At 69.3% G+C, this 23218-nt stretch carries 23 protein-coding genes and 1 pseudogene; 11 read left to right on the top strand and 13 right to left on the bottom strand.

Going from position 1 to position 23218, the window contains the following annotated elements; translation table 11 throughout:
* Positions 1-25: 25 nt before the first annotated feature.
* From AC0L5F_RS10820 to AC0L5F_RS10790, 7 genes are read right to left on the bottom strand one after another with little or no spacing between them, the layout of a single operon-like run.
* Positions 26-664, bottom strand: a complete 639-nt coding sequence (locus tag AC0L5F_RS10820; RefSeq protein WP_473313368.1) for a maltokinase N-terminal cap-like domain-containing protein — start codon at positions 662-664, stop codon at positions 26-28.
* A gap of 9 nt (positions 665-673) precedes the next feature.
* Positions 674-1732 (bottom strand): threonine aldolase family protein, encoded by a 1059-nt coding sequence (locus AC0L5F_RS10815; RefSeq protein ID WP_473313367.1) that lies wholly within the window; start codon positions 1730-1732, stop codon positions 674-676.
* On the bottom strand, positions 1729-2220 hold the full coding sequence (tpx, locus tag AC0L5F_RS10810) for a thiol peroxidase (RefSeq protein WP_473313366.1): 492 nt from the start codon (positions 2218-2220) through the stop codon (positions 1729-1731). Before tpx ends, AC0L5F_RS10815 begins: the two co-directional genes overlap by 4 nt.
* A gap of 18 nt (positions 2221-2238) precedes the next feature.
* Positions 2239-3090: a transglutaminase family protein gene (locus AC0L5F_RS10805; RefSeq protein WP_473313365.1), complete on the bottom strand. Its 852-nt coding sequence runs from the start codon at positions 3088-3090 to the stop codon at positions 2239-2241.
* Positions 3087-4013 (bottom strand): alpha-E domain-containing protein, encoded by a 927-nt coding sequence (locus tag AC0L5F_RS10800; RefSeq protein WP_473313364.1) that lies wholly within the window; start codon positions 4011-4013, stop codon positions 3087-3089. The genes AC0L5F_RS10805 and AC0L5F_RS10800 overlap by 4 nt, the downstream gene beginning before the upstream one ends.
* The gene (locus AC0L5F_RS10795) at positions 4007-4099 is read right to left on the bottom strand and encodes an alpha-E domain-containing protein (RefSeq protein WP_473313363.1); all 93 of its coding nucleotides are present in this window, start codon (positions 4097-4099) and stop codon (positions 4007-4009) included. The genes AC0L5F_RS10800 and AC0L5F_RS10795 overlap by 7 nt, the downstream gene beginning before the upstream one ends.
* The gene (locus AC0L5F_RS10790; protein ID WP_473313362.1) at positions 4093-5670 is read right to left on the bottom strand and encodes a circularly permuted type 2 ATP-grasp protein; all 1578 of its coding nucleotides are present in this window, start codon (positions 5668-5670) and stop codon (positions 4093-4095) included. The genes AC0L5F_RS10795 and AC0L5F_RS10790 overlap by 7 nt, the downstream gene beginning before the upstream one ends.
* Positions 5671-5763: 93 nt before the next feature.
* On the opposite strand from AC0L5F_RS10790, the gene AC0L5F_RS10785 reads away from it, so the two are divergent.
* Entirely contained in the window at positions 5764-6198 is a 435-nt protein-coding gene (locus tag AC0L5F_RS10785; protein ID WP_473313361.1) for an HNH endonuclease, read from the top strand.
* A 6-nt stretch (positions 6199-6204) separates the two neighbouring features.
* Here AC0L5F_RS10785 and AC0L5F_RS10780 read toward each other — a convergent pair whose 3' ends face one another.
* The gene (locus tag AC0L5F_RS10780) at positions 6205-7002 is read right to left on the bottom strand and encodes a siderophore-interacting protein (protein WP_473313360.1); all 798 of its coding nucleotides are present in this window, start codon (positions 7000-7002) and stop codon (positions 6205-6207) included.
* 41 nt (positions 7003-7043) lie between these two features.
* Here AC0L5F_RS10780 and AC0L5F_RS10775 point away from each other — a divergent pair, with 41 nt between their 5' ends.
* Positions 7044-8189: a lipid II:glycine glycyltransferase FemX gene (locus AC0L5F_RS10775; protein WP_473313359.1), complete on the top strand. Its 1146-nt coding sequence runs from the start codon at positions 7044-7046 to the stop codon at positions 8187-8189.
* A complete protein-coding gene (locus AC0L5F_RS10770; protein WP_473313358.1) occupies positions 8189-9250 on the top strand; it encodes an alanine racemase in 1062 nt (353 codons plus the stop codon). Before AC0L5F_RS10775 ends, AC0L5F_RS10770 begins: the two co-directional genes overlap by 1 nt.
* A gap of 4 nt (positions 9251-9254) precedes the next feature.
* Here AC0L5F_RS10770 and AC0L5F_RS10765 read toward each other — a convergent pair whose 3' ends face one another.
* Complete coding sequence (locus AC0L5F_RS10765) at positions 9255-10583, bottom strand: transglycosylase domain-containing protein (protein ID WP_473313357.1); 1329 nt, start codon at positions 10581-10583, stop codon at positions 9255-9257.
* A 178-nt stretch (positions 10584-10761) separates the two neighbouring features.
* A pseudogene (locus tag AC0L5F_RS10760) lies at positions 10762-11313 on the bottom strand (transglycosylase domain-containing protein); the annotation flags it as partial.
* Between the two features lie 420 nt (positions 11314-11733).
* Here AC0L5F_RS10760 and AC0L5F_RS10755 point away from each other — a divergent pair.
* A complete protein-coding gene (locus tag AC0L5F_RS10755) occupies positions 11734-12327 on the top strand; it encodes a PadR family transcriptional regulator (RefSeq protein ID WP_473313356.1) in 594 nt (197 codons plus the stop codon).
* A gap of 47 nt (positions 12328-12374) precedes the next feature.
* Positions 12375-13466: an inositol-3-phosphate synthase gene (locus AC0L5F_RS10750; protein WP_473313355.1), complete on the top strand. Its 1092-nt coding sequence runs from the start codon at positions 12375-12377 to the stop codon at positions 13464-13466.
* Between the two features lie 59 nt (positions 13467-13525).
* Here the strand turns inward: AC0L5F_RS10750 and AC0L5F_RS10745 are convergent, their stop codons facing one another.
* Positions 13526-14263, bottom strand: coding sequence for a TetR/AcrR family transcriptional regulator (locus AC0L5F_RS10745; protein ID WP_473313354.1), 738 nt, complete (start codon positions 14261-14263; stop codon positions 13526-13528).
* Positions 14264-14294: 31 nt separating this feature from the next.
* Positions 14295-14945, bottom strand: coding sequence for a TetR/AcrR family transcriptional regulator (locus tag AC0L5F_RS10740; RefSeq protein ID WP_473313353.1), 651 nt, complete (start codon positions 14943-14945; stop codon positions 14295-14297).
* A gap of 183 nt (positions 14946-15128) precedes the next feature.
* Between AC0L5F_RS10740 and AC0L5F_RS10735 the strand changes: the two genes are divergently transcribed.
* The 6 genes from AC0L5F_RS10735 (at position 15129) to AC0L5F_RS10710 (ending at position 21964) form a co-directional block, all read left to right on the top strand.
* On the top strand, positions 15129-15908 hold the full coding sequence (locus AC0L5F_RS10735) for an ABC transporter ATP-binding protein (RefSeq protein WP_473313352.1): 780 nt from the start codon (positions 15129-15131) through the stop codon (positions 15906-15908).
* Complete coding sequence (locus AC0L5F_RS10730; RefSeq protein WP_473313351.1) at positions 15905-16699, top strand: ABC transporter ATP-binding protein; 795 nt, start codon at positions 15905-15907, stop codon at positions 16697-16699. Before AC0L5F_RS10735 ends, AC0L5F_RS10730 begins: the two co-directional genes overlap by 4 nt.
* Entirely contained in the window at positions 16696-18534 is a 1839-nt protein-coding gene (locus AC0L5F_RS10725; RefSeq protein ID WP_473313350.1) for an AMP-dependent synthetase/ligase, read from the top strand. Before AC0L5F_RS10730 ends, AC0L5F_RS10725 begins: the two co-directional genes overlap by 4 nt.
* Positions 18531-19427, top strand: coding sequence for a branched-chain amino acid ABC transporter permease (locus tag AC0L5F_RS10720; protein WP_473313349.1), 897 nt, complete (start codon positions 18531-18533; stop codon positions 19425-19427). Before AC0L5F_RS10725 ends, AC0L5F_RS10720 begins: the two co-directional genes overlap by 4 nt.
* Complete coding sequence (locus tag AC0L5F_RS10715) at positions 19424-20575, top strand: branched-chain amino acid ABC transporter permease (RefSeq protein ID WP_473313348.1); 1152 nt, start codon at positions 19424-19426, stop codon at positions 20573-20575. The genes AC0L5F_RS10720 and AC0L5F_RS10715 overlap by 4 nt, the downstream gene beginning before the upstream one ends.
* Before the next feature lie 99 nt (positions 20576-20674).
* Positions 20675-21964: an ABC transporter substrate-binding protein gene (locus tag AC0L5F_RS10710; protein WP_473313346.1), complete on the top strand. Its 1290-nt coding sequence runs from the start codon at positions 20675-20677 to the stop codon at positions 21962-21964.
* A 54-nt stretch (positions 21965-22018) separates the two neighbouring features.
* On the opposite strand, the gene AC0L5F_RS10705 is transcribed toward AC0L5F_RS10710, so the two are convergent.
* The gene (locus tag AC0L5F_RS10705; protein WP_473313345.1) at positions 22019-23212 is read right to left on the bottom strand and encodes an HNH endonuclease signature motif containing protein; all 1194 of its coding nucleotides are present in this window, start codon (positions 23210-23212) and stop codon (positions 22019-22021) included.
* Positions 23213-23218 lie beyond the last annotated feature (6 nt).

Below are 23218 nucleotides of genomic sequence, written 5' to 3'. Positions count from 1 at the left end.
CTGGTCGTCGGTCACGCCGTCCAACCTAGTCGTGGGCTGGAGCGACCGCCGCGAGCGGGACGTCACCATCGCTGTCGGGCCAACGGCCGACCAGTCCCGGCCGCCCGCCGAGGTCGAGATCGCCGGCCACGTGCGGCAGCACCAGCACTCCCGCGTCGGTCGGGACCAGTGACGTGGAGCCCTCACGCCGCACCGCGTCGACCCGCGACACCGACGGCGCGGGAGCGGTGCCGGTGCCGGTCACCTGCACCAGAGCCGGGAACACCTGCCGCTCGCCGTCGACGTCGACCTCGTAGTCCTCCTGCGTCGCACCCGTGATCGCGGCCCGCAGCAGCGCCTCGACCAGCACCGGATCGCCCAGCCCGTCGTAGATCCAGCGCCGCCCGAGCACGGTGTGCTCCATGTGGGTGAGGAAGGCAGCTTCACCGGCCGCCAGCTCCTGCGCCCGATAGGTGAGCGGCACCTGCAGCACGCGATCGCCGTCGGCGACCAGCAGCACCTCCACGCCGACCTCGCCGGCCGGATCGTCGAAGCGGTACGAGTACCGCGTGCCCAGCTTCAACGCGTCGGGGTCACCGTCGAACCACTCGGTGGCGGTGAGCCACTGGCGAGCGATCTCGAGCTTGGTGGGGCTGATCGAGGCATTCACGTGCACGATGGCCATGGGGTCAATCTACTGACCGGCAACCTGCCCGCGGGCCAGCAGCCCGGTCACGACGTCGATGGCGTGCGTGGTCGCGTCGTCGTCGACGTCCAGGTGCCACACCAGTCGCACCACCGACGGTCCCACGGCGTAGAACCGCACGCCGTCGTCGAGCGCAGCCGCCGCGAGATCGGGCGCCGCCCATCCGGTGGCGGACACGTCGAGCACGACGATGTTGGTCTCGACCTGCGCAGGGTCGACGCAGCCGGGGGCCGCCTCCGCGAACGCCTCGGCCGCGCGACGAGCGCGGGCGTGGTCGTCGGCCAGCCGGTCGACGTGGTGCTCCAGGGCGTGCAGGCCCCCGGCGGCCAGGATGCCCGCCTGTCGCATGCCGCCGCCGTGGCGCTTGCGCCAGATGCGGGCCTCGTCGATGGCGTCGCGCGACCCCACCAGCACCGAGCCGACCGGCGCGCCCAGACCCTTGCTCAGGCACACCGAGACGGTGTCGAACAGCGCACCGTAGTCGGCCAGGGCCACACCCGACGCCACGTGGGCGTTCCACAGGCGCGCCCCGTCGAGGTGCATCGCGACGCCGGCGGCCCGGGTGCCGTCGCGCAGGGCGCGGATCTGCTCGATCGGCTGCACGGTGCCACCGCCGAAGTTGTGCGTGTTCTCCACGACCACCAGCGAGGTGTTGACCTGGTAGACGCCGGCGCCGGTGATCATCAGCGCGAGTGGATCGGCGGCATCGAGCAGCCCGCGCGGCGCCGTCCACGTGCGGGACGTGATGCCCGAGAACGCAGCGGCCGCGCCGAGCTCGGCGCGCACCACGTGGGCGAGCGAGTCGCAGATCAGCTCGGCGCCCGGTGCGACGTGCAGGCGCAGGCCCAGCTGGTTGGCCATCGAGCCGCTCGGCGTGAACAGGCCGGCCTCGTGCCCGAGCAGGTCGGCGACCCGCTCCTCGAGCGCGTTGACCGTGGGGTCCTCGCCGTAGACGTCGTCACCGACCTCGGCGGTGGCCATCGCCTGGCGCATCGCCTCGGTGGGCCGGGTCAGGGTGTCCGACTGCAGGTCGGCGCGCAGCCTCACGTCAGGACGGCGATGGCGGCGTCGTAGTCGGGTTCCTGGGCGATCTCCGGGACGAGCTGGCTGTGCAGCACGGTGCCGTCGCGATCGACCACGACCACCGAGCGCGCGAAGAGTCCGCGGAATCCGGAGTCCGTGAGCGTGACGCCGTAGTCGTCCCCGAACGTCGAGCGGAACGCCGAACCCACCGTCACGTTCTCGATGCCCTCGGCACCGCAGAACCGGCCCATCGCGAAGGGCAGGTCCATCGCCACGTTGACGACGTCGGTGTCGGGCAGTGACGCCGCGAGCTCGTTGAAGGTGCGCACGCTGGCGGCGCACACGCCGGTGTCGACGCTGGGGAAGATGTTCAGAACGGTGCGCTTCGACGCATCGCGGGTGACGTCGGACATGTCCGGTGCCGTGAGGGTGAAGTCGGGGGCGGGTGCGCCCACCGCGGGCAGGTCTCCGACGAGGGTGGCGGGCTGGCCGCCGAGAGCAGTCTGGGTCATGCCGTCAGTCTGGCAGGGTCAGCGCAACCGGGTGATCTCGACCTCGACGAACAGGTCGGAGCCGCCGGCGGTCGAGTAGATGCCGCGCAGCGGCGGGTTGTCGGCGTAGTCGCGACCCCGGGCCACCACCACGTGACGTGGACCCTGCGCGATCTCGTTGGTGGGGTCGAAGCCCACCCACTCACCGTCCCAGTACTCGATCCACGCGTGCGACTCGCCGTCGACGGTCTCGCCGACGACCGGGTCGCTGGAGGGGTGCAGGTAGCCCGAGACGTAACGGGCCGGAACGCGTGCGTGACGCAGCGCCCCGACGGTCAGGTGCGCGATGTCCTGGCACACGCCGCTGCCGGCGGCCCACGCGTCAGCTGCCGTGGTGGTCACCTCGGTGGTGCCGGGCAAATACTGGATGCGCGCGTGGATCATCGCCATGACCGCGGCGGTGAACTCCGCGGGGGTCGCGGCCGACGCCCTCAGCTGGTCCACCTCGGCGGCCAGGTCGTCGGCGGGACGGACCCAGTCGCTCATCGCCAGGAACTCGCAGTGCTCGTCCTGGACGGACTCCAGGTCGTCCCACCCGATGTGCTCGACGTCGGCCGTCGGCGGCTGGGTCTCCACGGTGGAGGTGGCGACGACCGTCAGGTCGCCGTGCGGGTCGTGCACCTCGAAGGCCGTGACGGTCGTGCCCCAGTAGTCGCGGTACTCGTACGTCCACGGCGAGGGTGAGATCTCGAGTCGCGACCGCAGCACGTACTGCTCCGACGTGGTGGCCGGCGTCATGCGCGCCTCGTTGAACGAGGCGACCGCACCGTTCTCGTAGTGGTAGCCGGTGGTGTGCTTGACCCGCAGCTGCATGGCCTCGGACGCGGTCACAGTCGAACCCCTCCCGTCCACGAGTAGGCCTCGGACTCGGCGAAGTACCTCGCCGTGACGGCGTCGCTGGCGGCGGCACAGCTGCGCTGCAGACGCTCCATCTCGACCGGCAGGTCGAACACGATGTCGGCCAGCGGCCGGTACTCCAGCTCGGTGCGGGCACGGCCGAGCAGCCGTTGCGCCTCGTCGCCGAAGCCGGCCCGGCGGCCGCTGCGCTCCAGGCGCACCAGCGCCTTCTCGGCCTCGGCGAGGGCCGAGACGATCGAGCGGGGGAACCAGCGGTCCAGCAGCAGGAACTCGGCGGCCTGGCGGTCCGCCTCGACACCGCGGTAGGCACGGATGAAGCTCTCGTAAGCGCCGCACGCTCGCAGCGTGGTGGGCCACGCGACCTGCGGGCCCGACGCCAGGGCGGCGGTGGACATCAGGCGAGCGGTCATGTCGACACGCTCGATGTTGCGGCCGAGCTGGTAGAACTGCCAGCCCTCGTCGCGGGTCATGGTGGACTCCGCGATGCCCGAGATCATCGCCGAGCGGTTGCGCACCCAGGCGAACATGTCCGGCGGTCGCATGGCCCGGGCCGATCCGAGCCCACGCCACGTGGTGTTGATGGCGGCCCAGATGTCCGTGGACAGCGTCTCGCGAGCTCGACGCGAGCTCTCACGACAGGCACCGATGGTCGCCGCGATCGAGGTCGGCGAGTCCGGGTTGTGGGCCAGCAGGTCCAGGATCATCCAGCGGTTCGGGTTGCCCGCGTACTCCTCGACGCCCATGACCGACAGCAGCTGCTCGCACGAGACCCGCTCGTCGATGCTCGGATCCTCGACCAGCACCTGCATCTGCACGTCCAGGATCCGTGCTGTGTCGTCTGCACGCTCCAGGTAGCGCCCGATCCAGAACAGCGACTCGGCGATCCGGCTCAGCATGGGCACTCCCTGTCGCCGTTGGTGTCGTCTGCACGCTCCAGGTAGCGCCCGATCCAGAACAGCGACTCGGCGATCCGGCTCAGCATCGGGGGCCTCCCTTGCCCTGGGCCTGCTGTTGCTCCTGGACCTGCAGATGGTTCGGGTCGAGGTCGAAGGCGTCCTCGGTGACCGCCGGGATGGTCCCGGTCTCCTCCTCCGCGGCATCCGGGTCGGCCGGTCCGGCGAGCACCCAGGTGTCCTTGGAGCCGCCACCGCGGCTGGAGTTCACGATCAGCTCGCCCTCGGGCAGCGCCACCCGGGTGAGGCCGCCGGGGAGCACCCAGACGTCCCCGCCGCCCTTGTTGACCGCGAACGGACGCAGGTCCACGTGCCGCGGCCGGATGCCGTTCTCGACCAGGGTCGGCACGGTCGACAGCGAGATGACCGGCTGGGCGATCCACGCGCGCGGATCGAGCAGGATCTTGGCCCGCAGCTCGTCGAGCTCGGGCTTGCTGGCGGCCGGACCGATGACGATGCCCTTGCCGCCGGAGCCGTCGACCGGCTTGAGCACCAGCTCGTCGAGACGGTCGAGGACCTCCTCGCGCTGGTCGGCCTCGCCCACCCGCCAGGTGTCGACGTTGCGCAGGATCGGCTCCTCGCCCAGGTAGTAGTCGATCAGGTCCGGCAGATAGGTGTAGAGCAGCTTGTCGTCGGCCACACCGTTGCCGATGGCGTTGGCGATGGTGACGTGGCCTGCGCGGGCCGAGTTGATGATGCCGGGCACCCCGAGGGTGGACTCGGCACGGAACTGCTGGGGGTCGAGCCAGTCGTCGTCGATGCGGCGGTAGATCACGTGCACCGGCTCCAGGCCGTTGGTGGTGCGCATCATGACGCGGCCCGACCGGCACACGAGGTCGCGGCCCTCCACCAGCTCGACGCCCATGGTGCGTGCCAGCAGGGTGTGCTCGAAGTAGGCCGAGTTGTAGACGCCGGGGGTCAGCACCACGACGGTCGGGTCGCTGACGCCGGCCGGGGCGGCGGCGCGCAGTGCAGCGAGCAGCTGCTGGGAGTACTGGGCGACGGGCCGGATGCGGTGGTCGGCGAACAGCTCGGGCAGCGACGCCGACAGCGCACGCCGGTTGGTCATCACGTACGAGACACCCGACGGCACCCGCACGTTGTCCTCGAGCACGCGGAAGTCGCCGTCGCCGTCACGGATCAGGTCGACGCCCGAGACGTGCACCCGCACACCGTTGGCGGGGTCGAGGCCCGCGACCACGCGGGCGTAGTGCGGCGACGTCATGACCGTGGAGCGCGGGACGACACCGTCGTGGAACAGCTCACCGGGTCCGTAGATGTCGGCGAGGAACGCTTCGAGCGCCAGTACCCGCTGACGGACGCCGCGCTCGACCTGGACCCAGTCCTGGGCCTCGATCAGCCGCGGCACGATGTCGAGCGGGAACGGCCGCTCCTCGCCCTCGACGCCGAAGGTGATGCCCTGCTCCAGGTACGACGACGCCAGCGAGTCGGCGCGCAGGCGCACCTCGTCGGGGCCCATCTCGGAGAACGCGGCGCGCACGGCTTCGTAGGTCGGTCGGACCTCGGAACCGTTGCCGGCGTACATCTCGTCGAAGCCCGTGACGGGCCCATATCCGTCGAGCAGCTCCGGTGTGTCCACGATTCCACCGTAGGACAGTTGTGGTTCCGCCGTGTTTCGGGGCGATGAATGGCCTACGATCACGGCACGGAGGTACGCCCAGAGAGGTCGGCCATGGACGGGTACGTGCTGGTTCTGAACGCGAGCTACGAACCGTTGCAGCGCGTGTCGCTCCAGCACGCGATCAAGATGCTGGTGCGTGAGGTCGCGGTCATCGAGGAGGAGGCCGGCGGCACGTTCGGACCCTTTCCCCGCCCCAAGGTCCTGCGCCTGGTCCGCTACGTCGTGACCCGCTGGATGCACCGGCGATCGAACCTGTGCACCAAGTCCGCGATCAAGGCACGCGACAAGAGCTGCGCCTACTGCGGTGGTCGTGCCGAGACCGTCGACCACGTCATCCCGCGCAGCCGCGGCGGCACCCTCACGTGGGACAACGCGGTGGCGGCCTGCCAACGCTGCAACCACCGCAAGGCCGACCGCACTCCGGAGGAGGCCGGCATGACGCTGCTGATCGTGCCCGCCCGACCCACGCACCAGTTCGTGGCCTGAAACGGACTACAGACCCTCGCGGTCGTAGATGTCCTCGAGCGCGTCGAGGAAGGCGCCGTGGTCGTGGCCCAGGCGTTGGTGGGCGTCGCGCGCCTCGGCCGCGACCCGCCCGGCGACCTGCTCGTAGCGCTCCCGCCACACCTCGGCGTCGAGCTGCCAGTAGCCGAGCGTGCTGAGCGCCGACTGGGGCCATCCACGCTCTCGCCGCAGGTGCTGGCGGATGGCTCGGCCGGCGCGCGCCTCACCCGCGAACCAGACGTAGCTGCCCGGGTCGGGCACCTCGAGCACGGCGGCCCGCAGGGCGTCGCTGACTGGGGGACCCGCTGCGACGGTGATCCACTCCACGTCGACCTCGGCGGGGCTCGGCAGGTCCAGACGGTCCGCGGGATCGGTGACCACCACGACGGCGCGCGCGTGCTGCCCGGCGTCGAGACCACGCAGGATCCGGGCGAGCGCCGGCACCCCCGTCAGGTCCGCCACCAACAGCTGCTGGCCGACGACCGGCGGCGGCGCGTAGCTGCCGTGCGGCTCGGAGAGGGTGACCGTGTCACCGGGTGTGCACGTCCGGGCCCACTCCACGCCCGGCCCCCGGCCGTGCAGCACGACGTCCAGGTCGAGCTGCTGACCACCGTCCACGCGTCGCAGGTCCGACACGGTGTAGACCCGCGGCTGCGGCAGGTGCACCGTCACCGACTCGTCCGGCACCCCCGTGCCCGGGAAGGTCGAGTCGACGGCGACCGTGACCCGCACCAGGTGCGCGGACAGGGCACGCCGCCCCAGCACGGTGGCGGGCCAGCTCTTCACGGCGGTCACGCTAGACCACGGCGCGTTGGTAGCGTGACGGAGTGACGACAGCACTGGTGGTCCGCAGCATCGACGCCGAGGAGCACCTCGCGTTCGTCCGCAGCCGCCGATCGGTCAGCTTCCTGCAGACGCCCGCGTGGGCTGCGGTCAAGAACGAGTGGCGTGGCGAGTCGATCGGCTGGTTCGACGGCGACCGCATCGTCGGTGCCGGTCTGGTGCTGTACCGCCAGCTGCCCCAGCTGCATCGCATCGGGTTGAAGCGCTCCCTGGCCTACCTGCCCGAGGGTCCCGACATCGACTGGTCGGGCAGTGTGCGGGCCGGCGACCTCGATCGCTGGCTCGACCCGATGATCGCCCACCTCACGGCCGCCGGCGCCTTCGGGATCCGCATGGGCCCGGCCGTGGTGGGTCGACGCTGGCACGCCGGCACCCTCAAGGCGGCCATCGCCGACGAGGCCCTCGGCACGCTGTCGCAGACCCCGGCCGACGAGCAGGACGACGACGTCCTGGCCGTGGCCGCCGCCCTGTCGCAGCGCGGCTGGCGCGAGATCGGCCTCGACGGGGGCTTCTCCGCCGGCCAGCCCAAGTACAACTTCCAGCTGCCCCTGGCGGGGAGGTCCGAGGACGACCTGCTGGCCGGCATGAACCAGCAGTGGCGGCGCAACATCAAGAAGGCCGCCAAGAGCGGGGTCGAGGTCACCCGCGGCACCCGCGCCGACCTCGCCGACTTCCACCGCGTGTACGCCGAGACCGCCACGCGCGACGGCTTCACGCCGAGGCCCCTGCCGTACTTCGAGCGGATGTGGGACGCCCTCACCGCCGAGGAGGATGACCGTCTCGTGCTCTACCTCGCTCGTCACGAGGGCGACCTCGTGGCCGCCACCACGACGGTGCGGGTCGGCGCCCACGCGTGGTACTCCTACGGCGCGTCCACCACCGCCAAGCGCGACGTCCGCGGGTCCAACGCCGTGCAGTGGCAGATGATGCGCGACGCCCTGGCCGCCGGCGCCGAGGTGTACGACATGCGCGGCATCACCGAGACCCTGGACGCCGACGACCCGCAGATCGGGTTGATCCAGTTCAAGGTGGGTACGGGAGGAGAGGCCGTCGAGCACCTCGGCGAGTGGGATCTTCCGCTCAACCGCGCGCTCTACCTCGGCTTCACGCAATACCTGAAGAGGCGCTGATGACGTTCACCCTGCACGTCGACGCAGCACGCTGGCGGGCCGGCACCCGTCGGGTGCTCGACGCATCCCCCGGACTGGTCCCGGTCATCAAGGGCAACGGATACGGGTTCGGTCGCGGGCTGCTGGCTCGTGAGGCCACCGCTCTCGGTGCCGACACCATCGCGGTGGGCACCTACGCCGAGGTGCCCGACGCGCTGGCCGACTTCCGTCCCGGGCCCGAGGGGGGCCGCGTCATGGTGCTGACCCCGTGGCGCCCGTTCCTCACCGACGTCGTGCTGGACGACCGCGTCGTGCACACCCTCGGGCGGGTCGAGGACGTCGCCGCGCTGAGCGAGGTCGCGCCGACGGCTCGCGTGGTGCTCGAGGGCGAGACGTCGATGTCCCGCCACGGGCTGGACCGCCACGAGCTGGCCGCCGCCGTGTCCGCGCTGGGCGATCTGCAGGTGGTGGGCTTCGCCATCCACCTCCCGCTCGTGGGCGCGGGACCGGCGGAGGGGCACCTGCGCGAGGCGGAGAGCTGGGCCGCAGCGCTCGCTGCCTCACAGCTGGACACCTCGACCCTGTTCGTCTCGCACCTCACGTCCACCGAGCTCGGACAGCTCGCCGCCCGACGCCCGCACCTGACCATCCGGCCCCGGGTCGGCACCGGCCTGTGGCTCGGTGACCTCGGCGCCCTGTCGGTCCGCGCCGAGGTGCTCGACCGGCACACCGTGTCGCGCGGGGAGCGCGTCGGCTATCGCCAGCGCGCCGTGCCACGCGACGGCGTGGTGCTCGTGATCTCCGGCGGCACCAGCCACGGCGTCGGTCTCGAGGCACCCCGTGGATCGTCCGGGGTGCTCACCCGCGGCAAGACGCTGGCCAAGGGTGGGCTGGAGGCCGCGGGCCTGACCCTGTCGCCGTTCACCGTCGCCGGGAAGCAGCGATGGTTCGTCGAGCCGCCGCACATGCACGTGAGCATGGTGTTCGTGCCGAACGGCGTCCAGGCGCCCGCCATCGGTGACACGGTCGACGTCGCGGTGCGGTTCACCACCACGACGTTCGACCGCATCGACCTGGCCTGAGCCGCTAGCCCCTGGGGGGCGGGATGATCCCCCCGGGCCTGCCCGGCGCGGTCGGCGTACCCGTCGGTGCCGGGTCTGTCGGGGTGGTGTCCGTGGGCTCCGGTGTGGGAGTCGGCGTCGGCGTGGGGGTCGGCGTCGGCTTCGGCTTGTCGACGCACTTGGTCTTGGAGCCGTTCAGCTGCTGGTCGGACCTGCACTTCGGCGGCGGCGGCTTGTAGACGGTGCCCTTGTCCGGCTTGATGTTGCCCGGCGGGACGAACTCGCCGCAGCCGTCCTCGTCCTGCAGGGCGGCGTTCATGTAGGCCTTGAACGTCATGGCCGGGTAGGTGCCGCCGAAGAACGGGTTGAGGTAGCCCTCGAGGTCCTCGTTGCCCGTGCCGCGGTTGTACATGACGGTCGTGGCGAGCTTGGGCGTGTAGCCGGCGAACCACGACGACGACACGTGCTGGTTCAGCGGGTCCGCGCCGGCCGTGGCGGTGCCGGTCTTGCCCGCCGTGGGGCAGGTGGTGACGCCGTTGGTACCGGTGCCGCCGCTGGCCGTGACGCCACGCATCGCCTTGATAACGTCGCCCGCGACGTCCTCGGGGATGGTGCGCTTGGCCTTGGTCTCGTGCTCGTACAGATCGGTCTTGTTGGTGTCGGTGACCTTCTGGACCAGGTACCAGTCGGCCTTGACGCCACCGGCCGCGATGGTCGCGTAGGCGGTGGCCATGTCGATCGGCGGCACGGGCGCATAACCCAGCGGCGTGACCGCGACCGGGCTGATGGTGTCGGTGACCTTGGCGGGGATGCCGGCCTGCTGCGCTGCCGCGAGGACCTTGTCGGCGCCGGTGGAGATGTCGGCGTCGGGGCCGCCACTCATCTGCTGGGTGAGGTCGACGAAGGCCGTGTTGATCGACTTGGCCGTGGCGCGGGCCAGCGACACCTCGCCGAACGACGCACCACCGGAGTCGCCCTGGTTCTCGATCTCGGCCGACCCGATCTTGAGCGGCGAGTCACCGTCGAGCTCGGTGGTGAGACCGTAGCCGTCCTCGAGAGCGGCGACGAGGGCGAACACCTTGAACGTCGAGCCCGGCTGGGTGGGCAGCGTGGCCCAGTTCAGCTGGCTCTTGAGGTAGTCGGGACCGCCGTAGAGTGCACGGACCGCGCCGGTCCCGGGCTGCACCGACACCAGCGACGTGTGCAGCTCGTCCAGGCCCTTGGGCGCGACCTGCTTGACCGCCGCGACGGCGTCCTTCTGCTTCTCGTAGTCGATCGTGGTGACGATGCGCAGTCCCCCACCGCGGATCTGCGCGTCGCTGAAGTCCAGCCCGACCATCTGCTTCTGGACCATGTCCAGCAGGTAGCCCTTGGTGCCGGAGAACCGGTTGCTGTTCTTCTTCTTGACGACGCCCGGGAAGCTTGTCGCGGAACTTCTCGCGCTCCTCCGAGGTGATGGCGCCGGACTTCTCCATGCCGTCGAGCACGTACTGGTAGCGCGGCATCATCCGCTCCTCCCAGCCCTCGACGTAGGGGTCGTAGTAGCTGGGGCTGTTGATGATGGTGGCGAGCATCGCGGACTGTGCGTAGTTCAGGTCGGCGGCCGGCTTGTTGAAGTACGTCTTGGACGCGACCTCCACGCCGTAGGCGCCGTTGCCGAAGTAGATGGTGTTGAGGTAGCCCTCGAGGATCTGCTTCTTGCTCAGCTGGTTGTGGATCTTGATCGAGAGCACGGCCTCCTTGACCTTGCGCTGGTACGAGCGCTCCTGGGTCAGGTAGAGGATCTTCACGTACTGCTGGGTGATCGTGGAGCCGCCGCCCCTGATCTCGCCGCTGGTGGTGTTGTCGCGCACCGCGCGCAGGATTCCCTTGAAGTCGATGCCGCGGTTGGTGTAGAACGACCGGTCCTCGGCGGCGATCGCGGCGGCCTGCATGGAGGCCGGGATCTGGTCCAGCGTGACGTTCTCGCGGTTCTGCTCGGCGAACGAGCCGATCTGGTGCTTGCCGTCGGAGTAGTAGACCTTGGTGGTCTGGGTCTGGAAGTCCGCGTTGGGGTCGGGGATCGCGATGGCGCGGTAGAGCACGAAGAACGTCAGAGCGCCGGCGAGGATGCCGGCCACCGTCAAGAAGGCGAGCCACCGCAGGGTCTTGGTCCACCAGGGTCCTCGGCCACCGATGCCCTGCAGGAGGGAACGGAAGCGGGAGCCGCCGGACGTCGAGGAGGCCCGCCGGCGGGCGGAGGGCTTGCGCTTGGTCTGTGCTGCCACGGAGTCAGTCCTTCGTCGCGGATCTGGGCGGATCCATTCCGGATCACGTGAGAAGCGCCGTCGAGAACGGCAACCTGTCCAGTGTGCCGAACTTACCTGAGAGCGCCCTGATCCCCCGCGGGACAGGTGGTTCAGATCACCTCGATGTCGGCGAACTTGACGTCGATACGTGTGATCGATGTATCGTCTCGATATACCGACAAAGTCCCAACTTTGTCAGTAACAGGATCGGATGAGATGACACGACGCGGTGTGGCGCTGGAGGTGGCAGTCCTCGGACTGCTGCACGACACGCCCATGCACGGGTACGAGCTGCGCAAGCAGGTCAACGCCCTGCTGGGGTGGAGCCGCATCCTGTCCTACGGCACTCTCTACCCGTCCCTGAAGGCTCTGGGCAAGGCCGGGCACATCGTGGCCGACCAGGCCGCGGCGACCGAGCCGAGTGCGACCGAGGCACGGTCCCGCCGGGCCCGGATCGTCTATCGGCTCACCGCCGAGGGCAAGGAGCACTTCACCTCGCTCCTGGAGGAGTCCGGTCCGGCCGCGTGGGACGACGACACCTTCGGTGTCCGCTTCGCGTTCTTCGGGCGCACGAGCGCGGCCTCGCGCGTCCGCATCCTCGAGGGTCGGCGCAGCCGGCTCGAGGAGCGGCTGCACAACGTCAAGCACGCGGCCCAGCGGGGTCGCGAGCGCACCGACGCGTACACCCGAGAGCTGCAGCGACACGGGCTCGAGGCCGTGGAGCAGGAGATCACCTGGCTCACCGGGCTGATCGATCGCGAACGCAACGGCGGACCCCCGACCGATGTCGACGCGGGCGACATCACCTGACCAGCACGACCCATCAACCAGCAACAGACAACGATGAAGGAGAACCCATGGGTTCGGTACGAGTGGCAATTGTGGGCGTGGGCAACTGCGCCACGTCCCTGATCCAGGGCGTCGAGTACTACAAGAACGCCGAGCCGGACACCACCGTGCCCGGACTCATGCACGTGATGTTCGGTGACTACCACGTCCGCGACATCGAGTTCGTGGCCGCGTTCGACGTCGACGCGAAGAAGGTCGGCTTCGACCTGGCCGACGCCACGCAGGCCAGCGAGAACAACACCATCAAGATCACCGACGTCGCCCCCACCGGTGTGACGGTGCAGCGCGGCAACACGCTGGACGGTCTCGGCAAGTACTACCGCGAGACGATCGAGGAGTCGGACGCACCGGCCGTCGACGTCGTCGAGACGCTCAAGCAGTCCGGTGCCGACGTGCTGGTCTCGTACCTGCCCGTGGGCTCGGAGGAGGCCGACAAGTTCTACGCGCAGTGCGCGATCGACGCCAAGGTCGCGTTCGTCAACGCCCTGCCGGTGTTCATCGCCTCGGACCCCGAGTGGGCCAAGAAGTTCGAGGACGCCGGCGTCCCGATCATCGGCGACGACATCAAGAGCCAGGTCGGCGCCACCATCACGCACCGCGTGATGGCCAAGCTGTTCGAGGACCGCGGCGTGGCGCTGGATCGCACCTACCAGCTCAACGTCGGCGGCAACATGGACTTCAAGAACATGCTCGAGCGTGATCGCCTGGAGTCCAAGAAGGTCTCGAAGACCCAGTCGGTCACCTCGAACCTGACCGGTTCGCTCAGCGGCAAGGTGTCGGACAAGAACGTCCACATCGGCCCGAGCGACTACGTGCAGTGGCTCGACGACCGCAAGTGGGCCTACGTGCGCCTCGAGGGCCGTGCCTTCGGCGACGTTCCCCTGAACCTGGAGTACAAGCTCGAGGTCTGGGACTCGCCGAACTCGGCCGGCATCATCATCGACGCCATCCGCGCGGCGAAGATCGCCAAGGACCGTGGCATCGGCGGAGCGCTGCTGAGCGCCTCGTCGTACCTGATGAAGAGCCCGCCGGAGCAGCGCGCCGACGACCTCGGGCGCGACAAGCTCGAGGCCTTCATCCGCGGCGAGGAAGAGCGCTAGAGCTCACTGCAGCACCCTGCACAGGGGCGGTACCCATCGATGGGTGCCGCCCCTGCTGCTCAGGTCGTGCGTGACGTGTGCTCGGCCAGGGTGCGGGTGAACGACGCCATGGTCGCCTGCAGCGCCTGCTCGCGCGTCATGTCGAGGTCCTCGATCAGGATCTGCCAGACCGGCCATGCGCCGATCACGTACAGCTCGTCGTAGGCCGTGGAGTGCTCGGTCCGGGGACCGAGCTCGGGGCTGAAGGTCTGCTCCAGGTCGTACTTGAGCCGCTCGACCAGCAGGCGACGCCCGCCGCGCAGCGCCGCCGAGTACGGCTCGCCCAGCGCCGACGAGCGGGCAGCCGGGGCCATCAGCTCGATGCGGTCCGCCCGGCGGGAGCAGAACAACGAGATGCGCTCGTCCAGCGGCAGGTCGGGAGGCACGGGCTCCCAGTTCTCGGCGTCGATCTCCATCCAGCGCTCGGTTGTGGCCGCCAGCAGGGCCTCGAGGTCAGCGAACGCCGTCCAGATCGTCCGGACCGAGACGCCGACCCGGTCGGCCACCATCTGGGCCGTCGGCCGCAGCACCCCCTCGCGCACCAGGTCCGTGTGCGCCTCGACGATCGCCTGCTTGGTGCGCAGCCCCCGGGCGATACGCCCGTCGAGCGGTGGCTCAGGATCGCCGAACCCGTCCGCAGGATCCGGCCGGTCGGTCGCGCGTCGTCCCCCTCCCGCACCTCGGCGGTCCTCCGCGCGACGGTTGCTCACCCGCCGTTCCGGCCCCGTGTACGGCGTCGGCTGTTCGTCCATCTCCACGGACGGCTCCCTCCATCGCCCCGGACCTTGGTCACTCTATCGGCGCGTGACCCGCCGTGCCGACAGAACCCAGGAGGCGGGCGAAGGTCGATCTCATCAGCTCCGTGGCGGCCTCGACCGACAGGCCCTCGTCGCGGCGCAGCACCAGCCAGGTGATGCCGTCGGCAGCGACGAACAGCGCCTGGTGCAGCGGGGAGGCGGACGCGATGTCGGTGCCGGACCCGATCTCGGCTCCGAACGTCGCCACGAGGTCACGGTGCAGCCGGGCGCGGTGCTGCTGGCGAGCCGCGGTCAACGACGGTGAGAATGGCTCGACCAGCTGCGACGACGCCGCGGCCGGACGTAGGTCCTCCATGCGCCGGGCGCGCTCAGTGCACCACTGGTCGATGCGGTCGGCCAGCGGCAGGTCCGGCGGTGTCGGCTTGCGGGCGGCCGCGTCGCGGTCCAGCCAGTACTGACCAGTGGCGGACAGCAGCGCCTCCATGTCACCGAAGTTCAGCCACAGGGTGCGCAACGAGATGCCGGCCCGCTCGGCGACGAGCTTGGCCGTCGGACGCAGCACGTCCTCCTGCAGCAGCTGGGCGTGCGCATCGACGACGGCGGTCCGCGTTCGCTCGCCGCGCGCGACTCGACCGTCGCGGTTCTCGCGACGAGGGCGGGGCACATCGGGATCGAGGGACATGGTCGGCTCCAGCAGTGGTGGTGCACAGGTCAGGTTGCGAGATGGTTGCGGACAACGATTTCGGCTTGACGACTTCGGACAATACCTACACTCTTTGTGCATGCATAGTGAGATGCAGATCACAAACAGCGTGCGGGGTGCAACCAACCGCAGTGCCATCTTGCACCGGGCCGAAAGTGGCCGATGCTCGAGGTGAAGAACCTGGAGGTCGTCTACAACGACGTGATCCAGGTGCTCAAGGGCGTCAGTCTCGACGTGCCGACCGGATCGATCGTCGCGCTGCTGGGAGCCAACGGAGCCGGCAAGACCACGTTGCTCCGAGCCCTGAGCGGGTTGCTGGAGACCCACGACGGCGCCATCACCAAGGGTGAGATCAGGCTCGACGGCAACCCCATCCACCAGCGCAAGGCTCCGGCGATCGTCGCGGCCGGCATGTCGCAGGTGCTCGAGGGTCGCCGGGTGTTCACCGAGTTCACGGTCGACGAGAACCTGCGCGTGGGCGGACACACCCGCAGCAAGGGCCGCGCCGAGGCGATCGCCGAGGTCTACGACATGTTCCCGATCCTGGCCGAACGGCGCCGCAGCACCGCCGGCTACCTGTCCGGCGGCGAGCAGCAGATGCTGGCCATGGGCCGCGCCCTCGTCGCCGGCCCCACCTTCCTACTCCTCGACGAGCCCAGCCTCGGCCTGGCCCCCCGCATCGTGCAGCAGATCCGCGACATCGTCGTGGAGATCAACCGGCGCGGCACCACGGTGCTGCTGGTCGAGCAGAACGCCACCATGGCGCTGTCGATCGCCGAGCGTGGCTACGTCATGGAGAACGGCAAGATCGTCATGGACAAGCCCGCCGCCGAGATGCTGCAGGACGACGACATCCGCGACTTCTATCTCGGGCGGGGCGACAACGCCACCTCCTATCGCGACCTCAAGCACTACAAGCGTCGGAAGCGGTGGCTCTCATGACCAGCGAACACCCCCACGACCCGGTCGTCCAGGTCGCCGACGTCGAGCTGCGGTTCTCCGGAGTGACGGCCCTGAGCGGCGTCAGCTTCGAGGTCCGTCCCGACGAGCTGTTCGCGATCATCGGACCCAACGGCGCCGGCAAGACCTCGATCTTCAACGTCCTCTCCGGCGTCTACACGCCGCAGGTCGGATCGGTCACCTTCCTCGGTGAGGACCTGGGTCGGCTCAAGCCGCACCAGATCGCCCATCGCGGCATGGCGCGCACCTTCCAGAACATCGAGCTGTTCGAGAACCTCGACATCGTCGACAACCTGATGCTCGGACGGCACCACCACCTCGGGTACGGCTGGCCGTCGGCCGTCGCGTGGCTCGGCAGGGCCAAGGCCTCCGAGGTCCGCAACCGCCGCCGGGTCGAGGAGATCATCGACTTCCTCGAGATCGAGGCGTACCGCACCCTTCCGGTCGGCCTGCTCCCGTACGGCATCCAGAAGCGCATCGAGCTGGGCCGGGCCCTGGCCATGGAGCCGAAGCTGCTGCTGCTCGACGAGCCGGTGGCCGGCATGAACGGTGAGGAGACCGAGGACATGGCGCGGTTCATCCTCGACGTCAAGCGCGAGCTCGGCATCGCCATGATCCTGGTCGAGCACGACATGGGCCTGGTCATGGACATCGCCGACCGGGTGATGGCGCTCGACTTCGGCGAGCCCCTCGTGACCGGGACACCCGCAGTCGTCCAGGACCACCCCGAGGTCATCCGGGCCTACCTGGGTTCGGCGGAGGAGGTCTCATGAGCACCCTGCCCACGCTCGCCCAGGTGGTGCAGCACCGCAGCGTCGACACCCCCGCGGGCGTCGCGATGCGCGAGAAGAACCTCGGCCTGTGGCGTGAGATCACCTGGTCGGACTACTGGCACCACGCCGACCTGGTCGGCCACGGGCTGCTGGCCCTCGGGGTCGGCACCGGAGACCGCATCGCCGTGCACAGCGAGAACCGGCCCGAGTGGCTGTACTGCGACGTCGGCATCACGGCCGTGCGCGCCGCCACCGTCGGCCTGTACCCGACCAACCCGGCTCCGGAGGTGCTGCACGTCCTGCGCGACTCCGGCTCCACGGTGCTGTTCGCCGAGGACCAGGAGCAGGTGGACAAGGCGCTCGCCATCGGCGACCAGTGCCCTGACCTGCGACACATCATCTACCTCGACGGCCGTGGCATCACCGAGATCTACGACGACCCGCGCTTGATGTCCTGGGACGACTTCCTCGACCTGGCCCGTGCCCACGCCGGAAAACATCCCGGTGCCGTGGACGCGCTCGCCGCCGCGGCCACTGCGGACGATCTCGCCACGTTGGTCTACACCTCCGGCACCACCGGTCCACCCAAGGGCGCCATGCTGTCCACCGGCAACGTGGCCTACGTCATCGACCGGCTGCGCGACGAGGCGTTCATCGACCCCCGGCCCAGCGAGAAGGACCTCGCGGTCTCCTATCTCCCCCTGTGCCACGTCGCCGAACGCCTGTTCACGGTGTGGACCAGCGCGGCCAGCGGCGTGCAGATGAACTTCGCCGAGTCGATCGACACCGTTCCCCAGGCTCTGCGCGAGATCCAGCCGACGCTGTTGTTCGGCGTCCCGCGCATCTGGGAGAAGATGGTCGCCGGCGTCCAGATCCGCATGAGCGGCGCCTCGCGCATCAAGCGGGCCAACTTCGCTCTGTGGATGAAGGTCTCGCGCTGGATCGGGCGCACCCTGGTCGCCCACGACGGCCAGCACACGCTCGGCACCCGACTGGCCTACGCCGTCGGCTGGGTGTTCCTGTACCGCGCCCTGCGCGAACGGCTCGGACTCTCGCGGGTTCGCTACGCCGCGTCCGGCGCGGCCCCCATCGCCCCTGAGGTGCTCGAGTTCTTCATGGGTCTCGGCCTGCCGATGCACGAGGTGTACGGCATGACCGAGAACAGCGCCATCGCCACGGCCAACCGGCGCGGCAGGGTCAAGGTCGGCACCGTCGGAGAGCCCCAGGACGGCATCGAGCTGCGCATCGACGACGAGACCGGCGAGATCCTCACCCGCCACGAGGGCACCTTCGCGGGGTACTGGAACAACCCCGACGCCACGGCGAGCGCGATCGACGCCGACGGCTGGCTGCACACCGGTGACGTCGGCGAGTGGGTCGACGGCACGCACGTGCGGATCACCGATCGGCTCAAGGACATCATCATCACCGCCGGCGGCAAGAACATCGCCCCCAGCGAGATCGAGAACAGCCTCAAGGCCTCTCCGTACATCAAGGAGGCCATCGTCATCGGCGATCGGCGCAAGTTCCTGACCGCCCTGATCGGCATCGAGCTCGACACGGTCGGCAACTGGGCGCAGAAGAAGCGCCTGGCATTCACCACGTACGCCGACCTGTCGGCCAAGCCCGAGGTGATCGAGCTCGTGCAGCGGGTGGTCGACGAGGTCAATCAGCAGTTCGCCGCGGTCGAGACCATCAAGCGGTTCAGCCTGCTGCCCAAGGAGCTCGACGAGGACGCGGGCGAGCTCACCGCCACCCAGAAGGTGCGCCGCTCCGCGGTCACCGGCCAGTTCGAGTCCGTCATCGAGAGCATGTACGCAGGAGACCGCGCATGACCAACTTTCTGCAGGCGCTCGTCAACGGCTTCGGCCAGGGGTCGATCTACGCCCTCCTGGCTCTCGGCTACGTGATGATCTACAAGTCCACGCGCGTCATCAGCTTCGCCCAGCCGGCGCTGATGGTGGTCGGCGGTCTGGTCACCTATCACGCCACGGCCGTCATCGGTCTGCCGTTCTTCCCCGGCATGGTCGTCGGCATCCTGGGCGGCGCGCTCGTCGGCATGGTCGTCGAACGTCTCGCCCTGCGCCCGATGATCGGCAAGCCGGTGTTCACGCTCGCGATCATCACCATCGGCGTCGACATCGTGCTGCGCATCTTCACCAACCGCTACATCGGCATCGAGTCCAAGATCGTGCGCTACCCCAACGGCAGCGCGCGCTACGAGCTCGGTGGGGTGTCGATCTCGCACCAGACGCTCGGCCTGATCGCGGTCACGGCCGTCACCGTCACCGCTCTGACCATGTTCTTCCGGTTCTCGCGCACCGGGCTCGCCATGCGGGCCACGGCCCTGGACCAGGAGACCGCGCTGGCGCAGGGCATCCGGGTGGGTGCGATCTTCGCGCTCGCCTGGGCGATCGCCGGTGGACTGGCCGCGATCGCCGGCACGTTCATCGCCGCCGGGACCGCCGGCATGGAGCAGACCAGCTGGATCATCGCCCTCAAGGCGCTGCCGGCGATCATCATCGGCGGCCTGGACTCGCTGCCCGGTGCCGTCATCGGTGGACTGTCGGTCGGCATCGTCGAGGCCCTCACCGCGATCTACCAGCCTGACGTCGCTCCGTGGCTGGGCCGCAACTTCTCGCTGGTCGCGCCCTACGCCCTGATGCTGGTGGTGCTGCTCGTCAGACCGTACGGCCTCTTCGGCACCAAGGAGGTCGAGCGCGTATGAGCACCGGTCTGTTCTCCCGCCCCCGCTCGGGCCTGCGCGGCCGCCCCCTGGCGCGCACCGCCTACACGCAGGATCTCGCGCTGCTGAACTCACCGGCCAAGCGCCGGTCGACGATCATCTTGGTGATCGTCTCGTTTCTGCTGCCGTTCATGCTCACCGACGACCTGCTGCTGATCCTCACCCTCGGCATGATCTCGGCGGTCGGCGCGATCGGCCTCAACCTGGTCACCGGCTACGCCGGCCAGGTGTCGCTTGGCCACGCCTTCTTCATCGGTCTGGGCGCCTACACCGCCGCCATCATCGGTGGCGACCCCGACGGGCCGGTCGTCGGCTACGGCCTGCCCATCTACCTGTGGCTTCCTGCCGCGGGCATCGTCGCCGCGGTCGCCGGACTGCTGGTCGGTCCGATCGCGGTGCGACTGCGTGGCCTGTACCTGGCGATCGTCACGCTCGGCCTGGTGTTCCTCGGCGACCACATCTTCCGCGAGGCCCGCTCGTTGACCGGTGGACCCGGCGTCGGCCGCCGCGGACCCGACCTGGTGGCGTTCGGCATCGACTTCAACGGGTCCGGATCCGTGCTCGGCCTGGACCTGGCGCGTGAGCAGCGTCAGTTCCTGCTGGCGCTGGTCTTCCTGATCGTGTTCGCGATCCTGGGGCGCAACATCGCCCGGTCCGGCGTCGGTCGGGCCTTCTCGGCCGTGCGCGACCGCGACGTCGCCGCCGCCGTGGTCGGGGTGGACCTGACCAAGTACAAGATCATGGCCTTCGCGATGTCCTCGTTCTTCGCCGGCGTCACGGGCGCGTTGTACTACGCGGTCGTCGGCGTCTTCGAGCCCGGAACCTTCGGCCTGCTGCTGTCGATCCAGTACCTGGCCATGATCCTGATCGGTGGCGTCGCCACCATCTCCGGATCGATCATGGGCGCCATCTTCATCAGCGCCCTCGGCCGGATCTCCGGCGAGATCGCCGGTTTCGTCCCGGGCATCAGCACCAGCGCCGCCAGCGGTGGTCTGTTGTCGGTGTTCCAGCTCGAGTCGATCCTGTACGGCCTGCTCATCATCGTGTTCCTGATCTTCGAGCCTCGAGGACTGTTCGGGATCTGGAACCGCGCACGTCTGTACTGGAAGGGCTGGCCCTTCTCCTATTGACGCAACCCCCTGACCGGGCGGATCTTCGTCCGCCTGCCGCCCAGCGGCACCAGCAAGACGGCTTCGCTCGACGCGGCGCCGGACCGAAAGGAAATGACAGTGAAGATCCGATCGAATGTGACCCGCGCGGTCGTCGGCGCTGCCGTGGCGACGCTGGTGCTGACCGGCTGCCGTGGCAGCGACGGAGGCGAGGCCGGGGCCAGCCCCGGCGTGACCTCCGAGGCGTGCCCCGATGCCGTCAACAAGGACAACGGCTGCATCTACCTCGGTGTGATCTCCGACCTCACCAAGGGCCCCTTCGCCCCGTTGGCGGTGCCGATCACCGACTCGCAGAAGGCGTTCTGGAAGAAGGTCAACGAGGCGGGCGGTGTCGGCGGCTACGACATCAACCTGTCGGAGAACATCGCTGACGCCGAGTACAACCCCGAGATCCACAACCGCAAGTACCAGGAGATGCGCAAGAACATCCTGGCGCTCGCGCAGACCCTCGGCTCGACGCAGACCCTGACGATCCTCGACGACATGAAGGCCGACAACGTCATCGGCGTTCCGGCCTCGTGGAACTCCGCGTGGGAGTTCGACGACCAGATCCTCGAGAGCGGCGCCAGCTACTGCTTCGAGGCCATGAACGGCGTCGACTGGGCGGTCGCGAACCGCGGCGTCAAGTCCAAGGTCGTGGCCGTCGGCTACCCCGGCGACTACGGAGGAGACGCGGCGGCCGGTGTCGAGGCTGCTGCCAAGGCGAACGACCTGGAGTTCAGCAAGCTCGAGACGCCTCCCGGCCAGGACAACCAGGCCGGCGCGATCGGCGCGATCTTGAAGGCTGCGCCGGACATGGTGTTCGTCTCGACCGGTCCGGCCGAGATGGCGACCATCGTCGGCGGCCTCGCCCAGCAGGGCTTCAAGGGCACCGTCGTCGGGTCCAGCCCGACGTGGAACCCTGCTCTGCTGCAGTCGGCGGCGAAGCCGGCACTCGAGGCGCTGTACTTCCAGGCCGGTCCCTGGGGACCGTTCGGCACCGACACGCCGGGCCACCAGGCCATGCGTGACGCACTCGGTGACGTGACGCCCAACGACGGCTACACCGCCGGCTGGGTCTGGAGCTACCCGCTGCTGGCCGCGCTGAAGCAGGCGGCTGACGGCGGCGACATCACTCGCGAGAGCGTGGTCGAAGCTGCCAAGAACCTCGACAGTGTCGACTACGAGGGCATGCTGCCCCCAGAGGCCGGCGCCACGAAGGGTGACCCGAACGAGGTGGCCTACCGCGCCAGCGTCATCAGCAAGGTCGACGACACCGCACCCACCGGTGTGTCGGTCGTGCAGGAGCTGACCGCTGGTCCGACGGCCTCGGCGTACGACTTCACGAAGCCGTGCTTCAGCCTGAGCTGATCGACTGAACGACAGCAGGGCCCGGTGAGCTTCGGCTCGCCGGGCCTTGCTGCGTCAGACGAGCATCTGGGCGAGGTGGTGCTCGACCCTCGAGGGTGGTGGTGTGGGTGGTTGTCGGTGGGTGGGTTCGGCGGTGATGGTGTGGCCGGAGGGCAGGACCCATTGGAGGATCTGGTGTCCTTTGAGGGTGTGGTGGCGTCGGCACAGTGGCCACATGTTGGTGCCCGCGGTTGGTCCGTCGGGCCAGGGTTGTCGGTGGTCGCCGTCGCACCGGTCGGCTGGGATCAGACATCCGGGTGCTTGGCAGACGCCGTCGCGGAAGCCGATGGCGTGCTTGAGGGTGTCGGGGGCGAGGCGGCCGACGTAGTGGTGGGCCAGGACGTCGTCGGTGATCGGGTCGATGATCAGGCGGTGCCAGACCGGGTTGGCGATCAGGTTCGGGTCGAGGGTCCAGGCGGTGGGTGCTGACCAGGAGCCGTCGGCGGCTTCGGCGAATCCGTCACTGGCGCCGGTGAACGACTCAGCGGGGAGTTTCACGGCGATCTGGGCGTGGACAGACGCGTGGCCTGACTCGGTGGTGGTCATCCACGCGGCGAGCAGGTCGGCTTCGCGTTGGGGAATGGTGCGGGGGTCGTCAGCACCGAGGGCCTTGGCTTCGGCATGGAGCCTCTTGGCGATCGCGGCTGCCTGCAGCGAGGGTAGGACGGCGAACAGGGTCGACATGGTGTCGTCGCCGTGGCGGACCTCGACCCGACGCTCCTCACGCGCCCGCTCGGCCCGTTCGAGTGCCAGGTCTGTTTCGACGCGTTCGACGAACCGCCGCAGCCACCGCCGCAGCTCAGTCACCGTGTGGGTCTGGGCGTAGGCGACGACGGACTGATCGAGACGCAGGTACGACTCGGGCCGCTGCAACACAGCCAGAGTGGTCGCGATCTCACGCACCCGGTGCTCATTGATCCGCCCGTCACGAAACGCCAACCACACCTGCGGGGTGTGCTCACGGACCCGATCAGCCGACGCCAACCGCCCGTGGACCTGGGCTTCGGACAACCCCATGGCCTGACCAATGTCCAGACCGATCGCCGCGGCCTCGAGCTGACGCTGCAACGGCCGCTCCAACCGGCCAATCCGCTCCAGCTCACCGTCACGGTAGGCGATCATCCCCTCGATCTCCGCCGCCTCGGCACGAGCACGCGCACGAGCCAGCGCGGTCAACCGACCCACCCCGATGCCCCCGTTGCTGCTCATACAACC

The sequence above is a fragment of the Aeromicrobium sp. 10G20-16 genome, from assembly GCF_055809665.1.
The sequence above is the reverse complement of the archived record's forward strand: the minus strand, read 5'-3'. Positions and strand labels throughout refer to the sequence as shown.